This is a genomic window from Paenibacillus forsythiae T98 (assembly GCF_000520735.1).
In the GTDB taxonomy this organism is placed as follows: Bacteria; Bacillota; Bacilli; order Paenibacillales; family Paenibacillaceae; genus Paenibacillus_AQ; species Paenibacillus_AQ forsythiae.
Genome location: NZ_ASSC01000762.1, coordinates 1 through 14,390 on the forward strand (window position 1 = coordinate 1; position 14,390 = coordinate 14,390).

Annotated in this window: 12 protein-coding genes and 2 pseudogenes; 10 read left to right on the forward strand and 4 right to left on the reverse strand. The window is 55.1% G+C overall.

What is annotated here, in order from left to right; genetic code table 11:
* The first annotated feature begins 134 nt into the window (after nt 1–134).
* Nucleotides 135–653: a deoxycytidylate deaminase gene (locus tag L692_RS0123175; RefSeq protein WP_025702342.1), complete on the forward strand. Its 519-nt coding sequence runs from the start codon at nt 135–137 to the stop codon at nt 651–653.
* Nucleotides 654–787: 134 nt separating this feature from the next.
* Entirely contained in the window at nt 788–3,469 is a 2,682-nt protein-coding gene (locus L692_RS0123180; protein ID WP_025702343.1) for a ComEC/Rec2 family competence protein, read from the forward strand.
* A 132-nt stretch (nt 3,470–3,601) separates the two neighbouring features.
* Here the strand turns inward: L692_RS0123180 and L692_RS0123185 are convergent, their stop codons facing one another.
* Nucleotides 3,602–4,381 (reverse strand): copper amine oxidase N-terminal domain-containing protein, encoded by a 780-nt coding sequence (locus tag L692_RS0123185; protein ID WP_025702344.1) that lies wholly within the window; start codon nt 4,379–4,381, stop codon nt 3,602–3,604.
* A 185-nt stretch (nt 4,382–4,566) separates the two neighbouring features.
* Here L692_RS0123185 and L692_RS0123190 point away from each other — a divergent pair, with 185 nt between their 5' ends.
* Nucleotides 4,567–5,592 (forward strand): LacI family DNA-binding transcriptional regulator, encoded by a 1,026-nt coding sequence (locus tag L692_RS0123190; RefSeq protein WP_025702345.1) that lies wholly within the window; start codon nt 4,567–4,569, stop codon nt 5,590–5,592.
* A 66-nt stretch (nt 5,593–5,658) separates the two neighbouring features.
* On the opposite strand, the gene L692_RS0123195 is transcribed toward L692_RS0123190, so the two are convergent.
* On the reverse strand, nt 5,659–6,612 hold the full coding sequence (locus L692_RS0123195) for a sugar kinase (protein WP_025702346.1): 954 nt from the start codon (nt 6,610–6,612) through the stop codon (nt 5,659–5,661).
* Between the two features lie 613 nt (nt 6,613–7,225).
* On the opposite strand from L692_RS0123195, the gene L692_RS0123200 reads away from it, so the two are divergent.
* From L692_RS0123200 to holA, 3 genes are all read left to right on the forward strand, one after another.
* Entirely contained in the window at nt 7,226–7,774 is a 549-nt protein-coding gene (locus tag L692_RS0123200; protein ID WP_025702347.1) for an RNA polymerase sigma factor, read from the forward strand.
* Nucleotides 7,771–8,985, forward strand: coding sequence for a zf-HC2 domain-containing protein (locus tag L692_RS0123205; protein ID WP_025702348.1), 1,215 nt, complete (start codon nt 7,771–7,773; stop codon nt 8,983–8,985). Before L692_RS0123200 ends, L692_RS0123205 begins: the two co-directional genes overlap by 4 nt.
* Before the next feature lie 306 nt (nt 8,986–9,291).
* Complete coding sequence (gene holA, locus L692_RS0123210; protein ID WP_025702349.1) at nt 9,292–10,323, forward strand: DNA polymerase III subunit delta; 1,032 nt, start codon at nt 9,292–9,294, stop codon at nt 10,321–10,323.
* Nucleotides 10,324–10,345: 22 nt separating this feature from the next.
* On the opposite strand, the pseudogene L692_RS0123215 reads toward holA, so the two are convergent.
* Both L692_RS0123215 and rpsT read right to left on the reverse strand, forming a co-directional pair.
* Nucleotides 10,346–10,588, reverse strand: a pseudogene (locus tag L692_RS0123215) (glycosyl transferase family 2); the annotation flags it as partial.
* Nucleotides 10,589–10,666: 78 nt separating this feature from the next.
* A complete protein-coding gene (gene rpsT / locus L692_RS0123220; RefSeq protein WP_025702351.1) occupies nt 10,667–10,939 on the reverse strand; it encodes a 30S ribosomal protein S20 in 273 nt (90 codons plus the stop codon).
* A 241-nt stretch (nt 10,940–11,180) separates the two neighbouring features.
* Here rpsT and gpr point away from each other — a divergent pair, with 241 nt between their 5' ends.
* From gpr to L692_RS0123240, 4 genes and pseudogenes are all read left to right on the forward strand, one after another.
* Complete coding sequence (gene gpr, locus L692_RS0123225; protein ID WP_025702352.1) at nt 11,181–12,182, forward strand: GPR endopeptidase; 1,002 nt, start codon at nt 11,181–11,183, stop codon at nt 12,180–12,182.
* 47 nt (nt 12,183–12,229) lie between these two features.
* Nucleotides 12,230–12,481, forward strand: coding sequence for a hypothetical protein (locus tag L692_RS0123230; RefSeq protein WP_025702353.1), 252 nt, complete (start codon nt 12,230–12,232; stop codon nt 12,479–12,481).
* Between the two features lie 212 nt (nt 12,482–12,693).
* Nucleotides 12,694–14,001, forward strand: coding sequence for a stage II sporulation protein P (locus L692_RS0123235; protein ID WP_025702354.1), 1,308 nt, complete (start codon nt 12,694–12,696; stop codon nt 13,999–14,001).
* 80 nt (nt 14,002–14,081) lie between these two features.
* Nucleotides 14,082–14,390: pseudogene (locus L692_RS0123240) on the forward strand (hypothetical protein); the annotation flags it as partial.

Below are 14,390 nucleotides of genomic sequence, written 5' to 3' on the forward strand. Positions count from 1 at the left end.
GAATCGGTCCAAAGATGCTGGAGAAGCTACGGTCTTATATTTTATTTTGATAGACGCGATGGATGTTATATTGCCCGGCTGCGAGGATATGCTACAATAGTTAACGACGATTTTGGAGAGAATGGGGAACGACAATGACCATTGCCTATCGCAAGGATTGGGATACGTATTTTATGGACATCGCCTTTATGGTCTCGACCCGTTCGCGCTGTCCGCGCCGCCATGTCGGCGCCGTGCTTGTCCAGGGCAAGAAGCTGCTCGGCACTGCCTATAACGGCGCTCCAATGGGAGTGCCGGACTGCTCCGAAGCTGGCTGCATGATCTCCGAACAGTATGAGCTTGAGATTGTAGACGGCGTGGAAACGATGGTCAAGAAGCAGCGCTGCATCCGCACAATTCATGCGGAGCAGAATCTGCTGCTCTTTACGGACCGGATCGACCGGGAAGGCAGTACGGTATATGTGACCGATGAGCCCTGCTGGACCTGCGCGAATATGCTGGCCAACAGCGGCGTTGTCGAAATTGTCTATCACCGGAGCTACCCGAAGGACACGGAGAAGGTCCGGGCGATGATGGCCTCCAAGGGCATCGAGTTTCGCCGGCTGGAAGGATATGAGCCTCCCCGCGAGACGGTGCTGGGCGTATCGGATTAAGGCGGATATATGATCTAAGCGAATGATGAATTAGCCAGGAGGAAGAACCTCTGTTCACGCATTTATGCGTTAGCAGGGGTTCTTTTTTTGGAATTTATCCAATTTGGTATTTTGCAGGAAAAGGAGGGATAGCAATGACAAGAAGACCGCTGCTCTATTTGGTCATCTGCTGGGTGATCGGAAATGGAGCCGCAAGCATGCTGCCTACAGAAAGGCTGCTCATGGCATGGGCTGGAGCGTCGCTGCTGCTTGCGGCCGCCTTGCTGTCAGGCAGATGGAGCCGCAAGCATCTGATCCTGCTGTGGGCTGCGCTTGCTGCGGGCGGGGCGTACTGGGAGTGGAACGACCTGCGCAATGAAAGTGTCCTTCCGCAGGCGCTTGAACTCCCTTCCGCGCGGCTGGAGGAGCTGGCGGTTCACGCTGAAGGAATCATTGTGTCAACCGTGGAACGGGATGGGGACCGGGTTGATTTTACGGTGAAGCTGGAGACCATCCGGCCGCTTGACGCGCAGGGAGGTTCCATGCCGGTTGGTGAGGAGAGCAAGCCCGCGTCGCTTCATCAAGGCGGAACAAGCGCCGTTGCCGGAAGCGCCGCCCAATCAGCCCATGGGGAGAAAATCGCCGTGCAGCTGAAGCTCCAGGCCGAGCAGGAGATCGAGGTTGCGGCTTCTTGGAGAAGAGGAGACCATGTTGCTCTGGATGGAGCGCTTTCGTCCCCTTCCGCCGCCCGAAATTTCGGCGGGTTCGATTACCGCGAATATTTGCGGAACCGGCATATTCACTGGATGCTGAAAGTGGACGGGACCGGGCAAGTAGAGGCGGCGCGGCCCGGTAAATGGAGCTTCCGCACACTTCTGCGCTGGAACGACGCCGTTCGAACGGGGCTGGGAGCGGAGCTTGAATCCCTGTTCCGGGAGAAGGACGCCGGATATTTAAAGGGGCTTATTATCGGAATGCAGGACGAGCTTGATCCGGAGACGTACCGGCAGTTCTCCAGACTCGGACTTACCCATATTCTTGCCATTTCGGGGATGCATGTCGCCGTGTACGCGGGCTTCCTGCTGTTTGTCCTGTCGCGGCTCAGGTTCACCAGAGAGAGGGCGCTGACTGTGACGCTGCTGCTTATTCCCGCGTATGTGCTCCTTTCCGGGGCGGGTCCTTCCGTCGTACGGGCGGGACTGATGAGCATGATCGCCTTGTATGCGGCGCGCATGGGTGTGCTGAAGGACGGCATGCATATTTTGAGCGCCTCCGCGCTCTTGATGCTGATCTGGGAGCCGTACTTTTTGCTTAACGTCAGCTTTCAGCTGTCGTTCCTCGTCACGGCCGGACTCATGATATACGTTCCGCTGGCGGTGCCGCTGGTTTCCTTTCTGCCCCGCAGGCTTGGAAGCGGGATTGCAGTCACGCTGGTTGCCCAGCTTGTATCGTTTCCGCTGACGATATATTACTTCAATCAGTTCGCGGCTTTGTCGTTCGCGGCCAATCTGGTGCTCGTCCCCTTTATCACCTTCGCCGTACTGCCGGCCGGGACGGCCGCGCTGCTGCTCGGCAGGGTATGGCCTGGCGGTGCGGGGGCTTTGGCTCATACCGTTGAATGGATGAATGACGCGACATTCGGCGCGGTAGAGTGGACTGGTCGCTACGCGGGGGTGACGATTTGGAGCTCGCCCTCTCTTGTATGGATCGGGCTGTACTACGCCCTGCTGTATGGTATGCTGCGTGTCTTGAAGCATCATGCGGATACGCTGAACGCGCCGCTGTATACGGATGACGAGACGAGGCCCCTTGAAGGGCTGCGTCCGCATTTAGGGGCGCGGCCTTCCGCCGCTACGTATCCTGGCGATTCTCAGCAGAACCGAACGCTCGCTCGCTGCCGGATCGCCGCCGCTGCGCTGGCTGCGGGTTTGGTCTTCCTGCTCTATACGGGATACCGCCCGGAGCGATTGTCTCCGGAAGGCTCCGTCAGCTTTCTTGATGTAGGGCAGGGAGACAGCATATTGATTACGACGCCGGGAGGCGCCCATATTCTTGTAGACGGAGGCGGGACGGTGAGCTTTGGACACCGGGAGGAATGGCGTATTCGCCGCAGCCCCTATGAAGTCGGGGCCAAGACGCTTGTCCCGCTGCTCAAGAAGCGCGGCATCCACCGGCTGGATGCGGTCATCTTGTCGCACGGGGACCAGGACCATGCAGGCGGCCTTCAGGCCGTGCTGGAGGAAATCCCGGTCTCGGCGCTGCTGTTCAACGGGACGCTTGCGGAGCGCGAGGACTATGTCAAGCTGATGAAGACAGCCGTGGAGCGGGGCGTCAGGCTGTACGGCGTTCATCGGGGGAGGGCTCTGTCCCCGGACGATTCCTCGAAGCTGTCCTTTTTATGGCCCGAGCCGATGAAGCTGGACGATGGAGCAATTCCGGTTCTGGAGAAACAGAACCCGGCATCCGTCGTATTCAAGCTCGACGTGAGCGGGAGGAGCTTTTTATTTACAGGGGATATAGACAGTCAGACCGAGGAGCGCATAATGGCAGCCAACCCACTAGAGGGACTCGGCGGGAATTCCGCCGTCGACGTGCTGAAAGCCGCCCACCACGGCAGTAAAAGCTCAAACAGCGCAGCTTGGCTCCAATACTGGAGTCCTCTTACAGCCGTTGTCTCCGCCGGTGTTCATAACCTGTACGGTCATCCAAGCGGCGAGACTCTGGAGCGCTTCCATACAAGGGGAATGCCTGTGTACCGAACCGACCAGCAGGGGGAGATCCAGATGCGGATACGGCAAGGGGAAATTCAGGTCAGGCATAAGCTTGAGGCTGAATAGCTTTGATTTAAGAACTACAGGGAGAGATTTGCTTTGATGTGCTCTTAAACGGTGCTTCATACTTAGAAATTTTCGTGAAAAAAGCCGCGATTTACGCGACTTTTTAAGACATCCTTTGATCTTTCAATAGTGTTACTTGTTTCTTGCTACCGATATCACATATTTCAGATCTGCCCCATAGGTTCGGGTGATCGTGCTGGTTTCCCCGCTCTTGATTTCTTTTAATGGGGGTCTCGATGAACGAGAATAGGGATCTACGGAAATGGTGTCCGAGAAATGAGCTAAAGGATTAATATCGGCTGAGCCCGCTTTAATGACCCGTTTAGATATATTTTTCGCGAAAATGGTGATTTTGGAAGATTGTTTGGCCCGCTCGATCGTATAGGAAGTTAACATGATATTGCCATCCTGGAAATCCTTATTCGAGTCTGAATCATTAAAGAAAGTGAATTCATAGCCTGTCAGTATTTTCTCATCCGTGATATGCAGCAGTTGATTATTTTGGTCGTAGATATATTTAATATCCGTATGATCTAAAAATAAGCGAATAGGCAAAAACATAGCTCCCTGCTTCAAAATCGGGGTTGTATCCATTGAACTTTCAGTTCCATCAACCCATGCGATTTTCGAGCCGATTTTAAATTGAAAAGAATGCCCTAACCATTCTAACGAAGCCGCTTTTTCCAAATTCGAATAGCTGACCTTGGCTCCAAACAGATCGGAGATCGAACGTAAAGGGATCAGGAGTCTATTATTTTTATCAACAAAAGGTGCGCCGGGAGCAGTGTATAAAATGAAAAACTTTCCGGCCTTTAAATGGACGGGGACGGTTTGTGACGCAGCATAAGACGGTGAGAAGGAGGGAAGCAAAAATACGACCGCAACCAAGGTGGCTATGAAGGCTTTTTTCATCGGCTATCAGGTCTCCTTTACATAAAAAGCTCATATATCTATTCGATCTATGGATCTCGCTTGCAGTTATTATCAACGATACTATACGATTCACATAGGAGAATGGTAATATAGTAAATTTACTAAAAAGAAGCTATACTTTTAGATAAAGAGTGAATTTTTTAGTACAGCTTGGAGCGAAAAGGATGAAAAAATTAACCATTGAAGATGTGGCGCAAAAGGCGGGCGTATCCAAAAGCACCGTCTCGCAGTTTCTGAACAAGCGCTATAAGTATATGAGCGAGGCGACGAGAAAGCGGATTGCCGAAGTGATTGACGAGCTGGATTATCAGCCGAACGGCCTGGCGCGCAGCCTGAAGCGAAACCGGACGAACACGGTCGGGGTCATTGTGGGCGATATTAACTATTCTCTGTCCATTCAATGTATCCGGGCGATTGAGAACGAGCTTCAGCTCAGCGGCAATCAGGTGATTATCTGCAACGCCGACGAGAATACGGAGAAGGAAGCCAAATATATCGAGACGCTGATGGCCCGGCAGGTGGACGGTTTGGTCATTTTCCCCACGGGAGATACTCCCTTCCTCTACCATCGTCTAATCGAACAAAAATATCCGCTGGTGTTCATGGACCGGCTTGTCGAAGGCGTCGCGACGCAGAGCTTGCTGCTGGACAATGAAATGGCGGTCAGGACAGCCTTTAGAGAATTTATCCGGTATGGGCATGAGCGAATCGCGCTTTTGACACTGCCGGTTGGAGGCTATGCGATTACACCGCGCAAGGAACGGATCAGCGGCTACAAAAAGGCGGTTGAAGAAGCGGGGCATCAGTGGCGGGACGATTATGTATGCAGCGCATCCAGGGAAGACATGGCGGAAGCGCTGGAGCGTCTGCTGTCTCTGCCCGAGCCTCCGACCGCCCTGCTGGCGGCCAACGATATAGCGCTTGCTGAAATGCTGAAGTATGCGAATAGACGCGCCCTGTCCATCCCGCGTGATTTATCGGTTATCGGCATCGACGACGCGGAATTCGCGGCGATCTATAATCCCGCAATTACGACGATCCGCCAGCCGGCGTATGAAATGGGGCTGCAAGCTGCCAAAATCATCCTATCCGGCATAGAAGACACGGGCTCTACCGTGCCGATTACTTACCGGTTCACCCCGTCCCTTCAGCCGGGGAATTCGGTTCAAGCGGCGCCAGATTCCCAATAAAACGGTTTGCTTCCAGGCATCACCCCGCCATCCGGAGTGATATCCCCCGCAACAACTGTACGTTGGTCAGACCGAACCATGGCGTATAAACCGCTCAAGCTGCTCGCGCGTCGGCAGCCCGTCCCGGTCGCCGGGAGACATGACCGCCAAAGCGCCGATGGCGTTGCCGCGCCGCACCGCTTCCTTGAGCGGAAGCTGCTCCAGCAGCGCGCTGATGACACCGACGGCAAAGCCGTCGCCTGCGCCTACCGTGTCTATGACCTGCTCGACCTTGAAGCCCTGTACATAGCCCTCCGAATCGGATGATTTGTAATAGGCGCCTTCCGGCCCCAGCTTGATAACGACCAGGGATACGCCCAGATTCAAATAGTAAGACGCGATTTCCTCGGGCGCCGAAAGCCCCGTCAGAATCCGTCCTTCGCCAAGGCCCGGGACGAACCAGTCGCAGCGGGTGGCAAGGTCATTAATCGTGTCTGCCATCGTCTTGGTGTCCGGCCAAAGAGACGGGCGGAGGTTGGGATCAAGCGATACGGTCTTGCCGCTCCGCTTCATGAACTCCATGGCGTGAACGGAGAACTCATGGCATTCCCTGGAGATCGCCGAGGAAATGCCGGTCACATGAAGATGTCCCGCCGAGGCGAAATAGGCTGGATCGAAATCGGCAAGTCCAAGTCTTGAGGCAGCCGAGCGCTTGCGGAAATATTCTACTTTGGGATCGCCCGAAGCCACTTTGGATTTGATGAGCATTCCGGTCGGAAATTCGCGGGTGAAGGAGATGCTTGAGGTATCGATGCCTTCTGTATTCAGCGCTTTGATAATGAAAGATCCGAAGCTGTCCTCGCCCAGCTTGGTTACATAGCCAACTTTATGCTCCAGACGCGATAAGCCTGTGGCCACATTGCTCTCCGCTCCGGCCAAAGCTTTGGAGAAAGAATTTACTTCGTCGAGCGGTCCTTCCTCATTGGCGTAAAACATGGCCATCGGCTCCCCGAAAGTGACCACGTCCAGATATTTGCTCATGCCGATTCCTCCTAAGGGATAGGGATTAATTCTTGTTTGATTAACTATGTTTTGAAGGTAGCACATAAACCGGTTTTGTACAACGGCTATAAAGATGAGTTTACCGGGTTTTCAGCAGAGAAATCGGGTATACGCTTATCTGGTTCCTATATTTAATAGTATTTTAGACAAGAAGAATATTGAATAATGGACATGCTTATATACGATTTCCGCAGGTGTCCAGCTTGTTTATTACTAAACTTTAATAAAATAATTTATCGATGGATTTAACCTATTCTGGAATCGACTCCGGGCGAAACAAGTGATATCAAACCGGAAATTGGCAGCTCTTTTTTTTTCATCCGAATATATCAATGTGTCAGTTTTGTAATAAAATTAGGCTGGCGGAACGTTTGATTGCCGCAGGCATTCCCTGTATGCTAAGAAAAGTGTGCGCCTTGAAAACAAGCTTCATTATAGCCGATAGGCAGCCATTGCGCGCCGGGCATAAATGAAACGCTTACGTCACTGGTGGCGTATGTATCCAAATATGGTATTCTAAAATATTGTTACAGATTGCAACAATTCCGCGATCTTGCGCGTCTGTAAGATTGCATAGAGAGGGGGAACCTTCGTGGTGGAGCAGGGACTCGTCAGAGCCGCTCAATCGGGCGATCGCGACGCTCTAATCACCCTATTGCGAGAAATTGAAGGCCAGGTATACAAGACGGCCTTTTACATTTTGCATAATGAACAGGATGCGCTGGATGCCTCGCAGGAGGCTTTGATCCGGATCTATACGAAGATTGGCTCCTATGAGGAGAAAGCCCAGTTCAAGACATGGGTTCAGCGGATCGTAACCAATATATGCATAGATAAATTTCGGAAAACGAAGCCGACCGTTTCGATCGACGAGCATGAAATGATATTCAAGGATAAGCAGGACGTGGAGCGCGAGGTTCTCTCGGGGTATCTGGCGGAGGACATCCGCGAGGCCATTGACCAGCTGCCGGAGCATCACCGGACGGTTATCGTATTGCGTTATTTGCAGGATTTTTCTTACAACGAGATTGCAGACAGTCTGGACCTTCCGCTGAATACGGTGAAATCCTACCTGTTCAGGGCGAGGCAGCAACTGCAAAACAGACTTCAGGAGTACCAGAAAGGTGGTGTATCGGGATGAACTGCGCGGAGGTGATGGAATGGATGCATCGTTATCTGGATCATGATTTGAGCCGGGACGAAAGCTTTGAAATGTTCCGCCATATCGACGATTGTCCTGCCTGCGCGGAATTGTTCGAACGGCTGAGTGCGCTCTCCGGTGAACTGGAGCGGCTTCCCGATGTGAGTCCCCCTTTCAGCCTGGTGGATTCGATTCTGCCGAAGCTTGAGGCCATCGACCGAGAAAAGGGCGCGGCGGCGGTTCCGCTCGCGGGAGAGACGGACGCCGCGCCGAGAATGAGCCGCAAGGCGTCGCGGGCGAAGACCCGCCGGAGTTCCTCTCTGGCCGGCCGTTTTGGTATAGGCGCTGCCGCCGCGGCGGTTATACTGGGTATTGCAGTGTTCAATATGCCGGAGAAGCTGCCGGGCGCGCAGGCGGATTTGATGCTGAAGAGCAACACCGGGTTTAAGGAGAATGCAGATTCGGCGGCGAACGGCAGCGAAGCGAATTCCAGAACGGAGGCGGCTCAGGAGCTGGATAGCGGAGTCGCTGCCGGGAGTGAGGAAAACAGCGGTGCCGGCAGCACCGATGACTCGGCTCTGACTGCGCCGGAGAGCCCTTCGCCGAAGAGCGGCGGGCAAGATGCGGAGGGTGGCGGCGTGAAATCCTCTGCGCCCGATTCTGCGAAGGAAGCGCAGAGTGACCGCAGGGGTGATCAGGCCGCGAGTCCAAATCCGGGCAACGAGAACAGAACGTTTTCAAGAAAGATGGACTCTCCAGGGCCTTCAGCCAATGCGTCTGCGCCGCCGGAAGCGGACTCAGGCGATCAGGGCGGCGGTCTTAGCGACTCCGCCATGTCCGATACAACGATGCAGGCCCCGAGAGACAAAAGCATGGACATGGGAATTATGGGCATAGCTCCTGTGGAAACGCCGCCGGATGCCCCGTCCTGGACGTCGCCCGACGGTCAGTATACGGCGACCGTGGAGGACGGCAAGCTGGTCATTTACCGCACTGCTGCGAATGCTCCGGACGGAAGACAGGCTGTCGACGCGATTGCGCTGGAAGGAACCTGGGTGTCGGGAGAATGGAAAGAGGACAGCCGGCAGTTTACGTACGTGACGAGGACGGACGGGGGCGAGGTTAGCGGCGCGTTCACCGTACCGCGGGACCCCGCCGCCCCATCGGCTGGACCGGCATCCTCATCGCCATCGGCTTCAACACAAGAGTAAAAAGTTGGAACGTTTTGCGGAGCAGTCGAATACAATAAAGCATGAGGACATGAGTTGCTGCGGAGCGGCAGTCCCCCGCATAAAAACATCGGTATGACCGGCGGCTGAGGAAGTTTCTAGAGCTTCCCGCTCCGTCGTTTATATAGATGAGCCGCGTAAGGGCGGAGAGGTTTCGGCTATTTAAGCCGAAGCTTCTCCGCTTTTGCCTTGCCGGGGCCGTTTACGCGCAGGGCGATTGTTTGCTAAACTATTAAAACGTACAACGTCATGAGCGGGCAGATTTGAACAAAGGAAGTGACGCAAGGGATGGATGCCAAGACAGCGGCCAAGGGAATCAGGCAGGGGAATTTCTCCCCGGTATATTGTTTATATGGAAGCGAGAAATTCCGCATGAATGAGTTTGCGGCTTTCCTGGAGAGCGAACTGATTCCGAAGGAGGACCGCGACTTCGCGGTCATTCCTTTCGACCTCTCCGAGACGCCGGTCCAGGCGGTGGTGGAGGAAGCGGAGACTGTGCCGTTTATGGTGCCCCGCAAGCTGCTGGTTGTAAGGGATGCCTCGCTGTTCACGGCAGGCAAGGATAACGCCAAGCTGGAGCACCGGATCGATGTCCTTCAGGAATATTTGGCGCATCCCGCCGAATTCAGCGTGATTGTCTTTCTGGTCAACAGCGATAAGCTGGATGAGCGCAAAAAAATCGTCAAAGCGCTGAAATCGGCAGGCATCGTGCTGCCGTTCCAGTCGCTTGGCGCGGACGAGCTGCTCCGCTGGGTGGAAAAAGGCATCCGCGACCGCGGCTGCACCGCCGCGCCGGGGGCGGCAGAGGCGCTTATCGCCTGCGCCGGCACGGGGCTCCAGGGATTGACGGCCGAGATGGACAAGCTGTGTCTGTTCGCCGGAAGCGGCGGAACGGTGGATACGGCGGCTGTGGAAAGCCTGGTGCCGCGCGGGACAGAGCAGAACGTCTTCACGCTTGTCGAGGAACTCGCGAATCTGCGGCTGGACAAGGCGGTCGGGATGCTGCATGAGCTGCTTAAGCAGCGCGAGGAGCCGATCAAGATTGCCGCGCTCATCACGCGGCAGTTCCGGATTATTTTGCAGGTCAAGGATCTGTCGGCCCAGAGCTATTCCCAGGGACAGATCGCCTCCCAGCTCGGGCTTCATCCCTATGCCGTCAAGCTGGCCGGGGAACAGGCGCGCAAGTTCGGAAGAGAGCAGCTAAGAGAGATTTTGAGCAGTCTGGCCGATCTGGACTACCAGATGAAGACGGGCCGAATTGACAAGGTACTGGGGCTGGAGCTGTTCATGCTGCGGCTGGGCGCCGGAAGACCGGCGTAGCATAGCAATCTTCTATTGTTGGCTACCTAGCCTGATTCTCATAATAGGCTTCGTCCGCATGCCGGTGGTCGGTGCCCTTCAGGTAGGCGAGAATCATCCGCGGATGATTGATCAGATACCAGTCTCCAACCTGATCGAACTTTCGGCAGGAGGTAATCATGTAGGCTTTGGTCAACGTCCCGTATTTTTTTCCGAAGCGCTTTCCGTGTGCTTTGAGCCGCCGCCCAAAGTCGGCATCCTCGGACATCAGCATCTCTTCATTAAAGCTCTATTGAACAACAAAAAAACCTGAACCGCATCATCGGGAGCGGTCAGGTTCTTCAATTGCTTGTTATGGAAGCTCTTAGGCTTGAGCGGAAAGAGCGTTCAGTTTCTTCGCCAAGCGGGATTTCTTGCGGGCAGCCGCATTTTTATGAACGAGACCTTTGGTTACGGCCTTGTCCAGCTTCTTGGAAGCAGCTTGGAAAGCGGCTTTAGCAGTTTCTACTTCCGTACCTTCCAGCGCGAGGTCGGCAGCTTTCACAGCTGTACGAAGCGCGGACTTTTGGGAAACGTTCAGCGCACGGCGTTTTTCCGTTGTCTTAACGCGTTTTATCGCGGATTTAATGTTTGGCATTGCATTCACCTCCTGTAAGGCATTCGGAATCCATCAAATGATTCACAACTTAAAATAGTTTAGCATGTGTGATAGCAAAATGCAATAACCAAACCGGGGGATTTCCGCATTCCTTTTTGCATAATCACGCCCTTCCTCCCGCACACTAGTTGACAAGAAGAAGCCGCTTCGCTGTCCCTGCAAGACGGTACGGTTTCTCGGAGAAATCTATATTTTAAAAAGGATAGGAGGCTCATGACGTATGGAACTGGATTTGCAGCTGTATTCGGTGCGTACCGACCTTGCGATTGAATCGAAGGAGATGGCCCAGGGCATGAACAACATGCCCATTCCCGGGGTGAATGAAGAAGTCGTGGAATCGGACGGTATCAGAATCACCCGGCTTGCCGTCAGCAGTGAAGATGCCTCAAGGAGAATCGGGCGGGCCATCGGCAATTATGTCACTCTGGAAGTTCCCGGACTGCGGGGCGGAGATACGGGGCTTCAACTGAAAGTATCCGAGGCTTTTGCCCGTGAGTTTGAAGGATTTATGGCGCGGATCGGCATTGGCCGGAACGCCTCCGTGCTCATTGTCGGGCTTGGCAACTGGAATGTGACTCCGGACTCGCTGGGACCGCTTGTGGTGGAGAATGCCCTCGTTACCCGGCATTTTTATGAGCTGACGCCGGATCAGGTATCTCCGGGATACCGCAATGTCAGCGCTGTCGCTCCCGGCGTGCTGGGATTGACCGGGATTGAATCGAGCGAGATCGTCCAGGGGATTGTCGACCGCACAAAGCCGGATGCCATTATCGCCATTGACGCGCTGGCTTCCCGCTCGCTGGAACGCGTCAACACGACGATTCAGATTGCCGATATCGGCATTCATCCCGGCTCCGGCATCGGCAACAAGCGGCGCGGACTGACGCGGGAGGTGCTGGGCATTCCCTGCATCGCCATCGGGGTTCCAACGGTATGCTATGCCTCCACCATTGTCGGCAATGTGCTGGAAATGATGAGAAGCCATTTCGGGGGGGCGGAAGGGCGCACCAAGGAAATTATGGGGCTGCTGGACAGCATCACCGAAGAGGAGCGGCTGGCGCTGGTCAAGGAGGTGCTGGAGCCGCTCGGCCATGATCTGATTGTAACGCCGAAGGAAATTGACGAATTTATCGAGGATATCGCCAATGTTGTGGCCAGCGGGCTGAATGCGGCGCTGCATGAAGCTGTCGATCCCGGCAACGTCGGCGCGTATACGCACTGACCTTTTTCCCCCCGCCTTTAGTCCGGCGCAGGAGATGACCTTGCCGGATGCAAGCCGGAGGAGGGAACGATTTTCCTCTTGCCGGTAAGCAACAGCCGAATCAAATAAATCTGGTTCGGTTCACCAAGGAGGGACAGTCGGAGATTGTTATGGAAGGCGACTCTTTTATGGCACCTCTCGAACAAGGGGTATACTACTACGGAGTATCGGCTTATTGGAAATCGGAGGACGGTATGTATTCCGCCGGCGATACCTCTTCCGTGTTCAAGATCGAGGTAACCGCCGGAAACCGGAAATAAACATTAAGATGAGCGGGCCTTACGGGCCGGCTCATTTTTCATTCTTCTAAAGCTTCGCAGTCCCTGAAAAGAACCGGAGAATGTCTGTGGAGAAGCCAAGGCTCTCCTCTCTCTGGAGTATTTTTGCTCTTCCTTTCGTTCTATCGTCTCTCATCCGTTCATAGATTTGAAGTATGAGAGATTACAGCGAGCTTGAGGAGGACATAACAATAATGAACAGAAAATGGTTTCATCTGTGGAACATCGGCCGTGTGCGGTCCAAGGTGCTTGACGCGCTGGCGCTCGGAAGAACGATGCTGCTGCTCGCCTGCGGTTCCCTGGTCTTCTTCATTCTGCTGGGAGCCGGGGGGATGGCCGGAGAGAGGCTGGACAATTCGCCGCTGCCCTCGATGAAGGGACTCGCGGCCTCCCTCTCCGGCGGAATATTCAAGGAGCTGCTCGGGATGGAGGTGCCGCATCTGCCGGACACCAGGGAGCCGTCCGCGCTGTCAGGCGGGAAAGTAACAAGCTTCGTCTTTCAGCTGCTGACGAGCGTGAACCCCGGCGATCCGAAAAGCCTGCTGTCCCGCGAGGTGCCGGGCATGTCTGCGGACGACGCCGTGCTGCTGCGAAAAGGCTCCGGCGGAGCGGAGGGCGCTCCGGCCGACTATCATCCGGGAACGGACGCGGGTGGGACAGATACGCCGGACGCCGAAGCAACCCCGGCGCCGACTCCCGGAGAAGGCGGCGGCACGCAAGGGACGCAGCCGCCGGAGGAGAGCGATGCTCCGGCGCCGTCTCCCGCAAAGGATACGGAGGCTTCGGACACAAGCGTGAAGCGGGTTCTGATCTACCATTCCCATCCGCGCGAAGCGTACAACCCGCTGCTCTCCACGAAGAGCGATAGCCCGAACTCCGCCAACCCTGCCAAGAATGTAATGCTGGTCGGTTCCTTTATCACCCAAAGGCTGGAGAAACGGGGCATCGGCACCCTTCACTCGAAAATGGATTACGCCACTGAAGTTGCCGACTACAACTGGAATTTTTCCTATAAATATTCCCGGGTGACCGTAAAAGAAGCGATGGCGGAAAACGCGGGGATGACGGAGCTGATCGATATCCACCGTGACTCGCAGCGGCATGATAAGACAACGACCGTCATTGGCGGGAAGAGCTACGCGCAGGTGTATTTTATTCTGGGGCGCTCGAACAAGAACTGGAAGAAGAATGAGGAATTCGCCAATAAAATTCACCAGCGGCTGGAGAAGAAAAATCCCGGGCTATCCCGGGGCATTTGGGGCAAGTCGTCGGGCAAAGGAAATAATGGGGAATATAACCAGTCGATGTCGCCAAGCAGCGTTCTGATCGAAGTGGGCGGCATAGACAGCACCGAAGCCGAGTTGAAGGCAACCTCCGAGGTGCTGGCCGACGCCATCGCCGATCTGTACTGGAGCAGCCATCAAGCGGAGAAAGCGAATGCGCAAGGTGAAACGACGGCGCCGGCCAAGAGCGAAACGGGCGGCGATCCGGCCGCCCAATAAATGGCGAGGGAGTCGGTTTCATTAATGTAGAACTTTCCCCGGCCGGGGATGCATAGGTAGAAAGGAAAGGGTGGAAAGCGATGTCTCGTTTCGGCAAAAAGATGGCGGCGATCGGAATTTGGGTCGGAATAGGCGTGCTCGTGGGCATACAGTTCGGCGGCAGCGGGGAAACGGTCTCCTCTCCCGTTCCCGGCTGGAGCGTAATCTCCGGCAGTGTTCAGGGCGCGGCGCCTGTATCCCGGCCCCAGGCCGGGACGGTAACCGGACTTCAGGTGCAGAGCGATGGCAAGGGGGGATACATCTACGTGCCCGTTACTCTGGCTCCCTCTTCGGCGCCCCAGACTCAGGCTCAGACTCAGACTCAGCCGCCGGCGGCGGAACAGCCTGCC

Excerpts from the sequence above, each read along its gene's own strand:
- L692_RS0123175 (WP_025702342.1), top strand. The coding sequence starts at position 135 with ATGACCATTGCCTATCGCAAGGATTGGGATACGTATTTTATGGACATC.
- L692_RS0123180 (WP_025702343.1), top strand. The coding sequence starts at position 788 with ATGACAAGAAGACCGCTGCTCTATTTGGTCATCTGCTGGGTGATCGGA.
- L692_RS0123185 (WP_025702344.1), bottom strand. The coding sequence starts at position 4,381 with ATGAAAAAAGCCTTCATAGCCACCTTGGTTGCGGTCGTATTTTTGCTT.
- L692_RS0123190 (WP_025702345.1), top strand. The coding sequence starts at position 4,567 with ATGAAAAAATTAACCATTGAAGATGTGGCGCAAAAGGCGGGCGTATCC.
- L692_RS0123195 (WP_025702346.1), bottom strand. The coding sequence starts at position 6,612 with ATGAGCAAATATCTGGACGTGGTCACTTTCGGGGAGCCGATGGCCATG.
- L692_RS0123205 (WP_025702348.1), top strand. The coding sequence starts at position 7,771 with ATGAACTGCGCGGAGGTGATGGAATGGATGCATCGTTATCTGGATCAT.
- holA (WP_025702349.1), top strand. The coding sequence starts at position 9,292 with ATGGATGCCAAGACAGCGGCCAAGGGAATCAGGCAGGGGAATTTCTCC.
- rpsT (WP_025702351.1), bottom strand. The coding sequence starts at position 10,939 with ATGCCAAACATTAAATCCGCGATAAAACGCGTTAAGACAACGGAAAAA.
- gpr (WP_025702352.1), top strand. The coding sequence starts at position 11,181 with ATGGAACTGGATTTGCAGCTGTATTCGGTGCGTACCGACCTTGCGATT.
- L692_RS0123230 (WP_025702353.1), top strand. The coding sequence starts at position 12,230 with ATGCAAGCCGGAGGAGGGAACGATTTTCCTCTTGCCGGTAAGCAACAG.
- L692_RS0123235 (WP_025702354.1), top strand. The coding sequence starts at position 12,694 with ATGAACAGAAAATGGTTTCATCTGTGGAACATCGGCCGTGTGCGGTCC.